General features: G+C 63.6%; 3 protein-coding genes and 1 pseudogene. All 4 read right to left on the bottom strand.

The window, feature by feature from the left end:
- Window positions 1–123: 123 nt before the first annotated feature.
- Window positions 124–452 (bottom strand): annotated as a pseudogene (locus GY769_20515) (type II toxin-antitoxin system PemK/MazF family toxin).
- Window positions 452–682 (bottom strand): ribbon-helix-helix protein, CopG family, encoded by a 231-nt coding sequence (locus GY769_20510; GenBank protein ID MCP4204304.1) that lies wholly within the window; start codon window positions 680–682, stop codon window positions 452–454. Before GY769_20510 ends, GY769_20515 begins: the two are co-directional and overlap by 1 nt.
- A gap of 64 nt (window positions 683–746) precedes the next feature.
- On the bottom strand, window positions 747–1,835 hold the full coding sequence (locus tag GY769_20505) for a site-specific integrase (protein MCP4204303.1): 1,089 nt from the start codon (window positions 1,833–1,835) through the stop codon (window positions 747–749).
- A complete protein-coding gene (locus tag GY769_20500) occupies window positions 1,832–2,452 on the bottom strand; it encodes a tyrosine-type recombinase/integrase (GenBank protein ID MCP4204302.1) in 621 nt (206 codons plus the stop codon). Before GY769_20500 ends, GY769_20505 begins: the two co-directional genes overlap by 4 nt.
- Between the last annotated feature and the right edge of the window lie 49 nt (window positions 2,453–2,501).

The following is a 2,501-nucleotide window of genomic DNA, read 5'->3' as shown; positions in this document are numbered from 1 at the left end:
CTCCGGCCGTGTTGAAGAAGCGCGCCATGAAGGCAGCATAGCAAACGCCGCGCCTCGGCGAGACCGTTCCCTGCCCGCGGCGACCGATCTCTCGCAGGCTCCGTCTGACCGAGGGTCGGTTTGCTAGACGGGCTCGAAGCCGAAGCCCAGGGCGAACAGGAGAGCATCACGGAGCTCTTTCATTCTCGCTCCCGAAAGCGTCGTGATCAGCGGACCAATCTTGCCCCTGGACACCGTCTGAACGTGATCGAGATTGACCGCGCAATCTCGCGGCATGCCATCCCGGTCGTCCAGCCCGACCTCCGTCGGTATCTCGCGGATTCGCGAGGTGACCGGGGCGCGACCGTCACCTCACCCAGAAAACCGAGGGCCGAGTCGCGGGTCAGGATGACGACCGGTCGCTTCTTGTCGGGCCGCACGAATCGATACCAGCGAACCTCTCCCCGGCGCATCAGTCGACCCACGCCTGCTCGCCTTCCCAGTCGCTGAACTCACCCGGCTCGACCGGGAACTTCTCGTAGCCTTCCCGATGCCGGCGCTCCAGCTCTTGCTCGCGGAGCCTCGCCAGAGCGAAGCGCAGCGCCTCCCGGGTGAACGCCGAGCGAGTCGTACCCAGCCCCTTGATCGCCCGGTCGACTTCGGCGACCAGCTCTTCATCGAGGGTCATCTGAACGGTCTGCATGCCGAGCCTTCGTCATCATTATCATAGCTATTCATGCCTTATGTGCAGCTGCACATAAAGCATGTTATGTGCAGCTGCCGGTTATGTGGAGTGGAGAGCTTCGGCTGAAGGCTAGCGGTGCCATCGGCGGCGGCTCCTGCACATAACTACTTGACCGGCCGAGGGCGGCAAGCCAGGTCAGGAGGTCGTCTTGGGGAAAAGTTCCTTGGTTGAGCTCGGGTAACGTATCCGCCACAGCGATGGCTTTCTGCTTCATGCGCAGGTTGATTTCGACGTAGGCATGCGTGGTGGTGATCTGGGAGTGGCCGAGCCAGGCGGCGATGGTGGTGATGTCGACGCCAGATTGGAGCAAGTGCATCGCGGTCGTGTGGCGAATGACGTGCGGTGTGACGCGTTTGGCGTGTCGGGGACAGAGCTCAGCACGCTGGGCGAGTGTCCGTAGGATGTGGGCAACGCCTGAGCGACTGAGCCGGCGGTGGTGAGCGTTCAGGAAGAGCGGGCCACTGTCGGTGTCACGCTCTGCAAGCCAGGCATCGATGGCGTTGACCGTCCTCGGCCACAGCGGACAGGTCCGCTGTTTGCGCCCCTTGCCCTGCAAGGTGATCAGAGCGACGGGGTCGCGCCGCACATCGGAGATGTCGAGGTCGACGATCTCCTGGACACGGGCGCCGGTGTTGTAGAGCAGCAGGAGCAGCGCCTGGTCGCGATGACCGGTGATGGGGTCGATCGCCCGGAACAGCGTGAGGACTTCGTCGTCGTCGAGGTACTCGATCTCCGGATGCTCGACGCGGGCGGGTCGCATCTCACGGATTCTGCGGCAACGTTCCAGGTGTTCGGGAGCGACGGAGGCGACGTAGCAGGCAAAGGATTTGATGGCGGCCAGCCGTTGGTTGCGCGTGCGTGCCCCGCACCTGCGTTGCGTTTTGAGCCAGCCGAGGAAGGATCGGACGACTTCGACGTCGAGGGTTGCGTGTTCGAGCCGATCGACCGTGCACCCGAACCGTTCGGCAGCATGCCGGAGGAACAGCTTGAGGCCGTCACGGTAGGCCAGCACCGTGTGGCGGCTGACGTGGCGCTCCACGGTCAGATACTTCTCGAAGAAGTCCTGGACGAGCCTCTGGAGGGAAATGACAGGGAGCTTGCCATGCTTCACGAGAGCACCTCCTCGAGTGCACAGGTCTTCTGCTCGAATCGAGCTCCGGCTTGCTCCAACAGCACGCCGTTGGCGACCAGGTACCGTCGTGTGTTCTCGACCGAGACATGACCGAGGTAGGTGCTCAAGACAGGCAGCAGAGCATTGACGTCTCGCCCATCGGAGTACCATGCGGCAACACGGCTGACGGCGAAGGTGTGACGAAAGTGGTGCGGCCGCGGCCAGGGCTTCGGGATCCCAGAGAAACGGCATGCGCTGTAGATGGCCTCACGCGCAGTCGGGTCGGCCAGACGGCGTCGGCGGCCCGAAACGAAGAAGGGAGCAGACGCCCCTGTGCCCAACGGGCGCAGAGGATGCTCGACGTAGCGAACCAAGGCTTCGGCGGTCGATTCCAGCAGAGGAACGCAGCGGCTCTTGCCGAACTTTCCCTTCTTGATGGTCAGGATCCGGTCCCTCGCGTCCAGGTCACCGACATCGAGAGCCAAGGCTTCTCCGATACGTAAGCCAGTGGTGTACAGCAATCCGACCAGAGTCGCGGTGGTCGCGGGTCGCAGAGTGCTTTGCCGTGGCAATTGTCGTGCCGCCGCGAGCAGGCGTTCGGCTTCTGCGAGGGTCACGATCCGGGGCTCCCGCTCTCGCCAGTAAGTAAGGGGGCGGCTTGGGCGG

This window comes from bacterium, from assembly GCA_024224155.1.
Taxonomy (GTDB): Bacteria; Acidobacteriota; Thermoanaerobaculia; order Multivoradales; family JAHEKO01; genus CALZIK01.
Note: the sequence above shows the minus strand (reverse complement) of the source record. Positions and strands in the feature narration are given on the sequence as shown.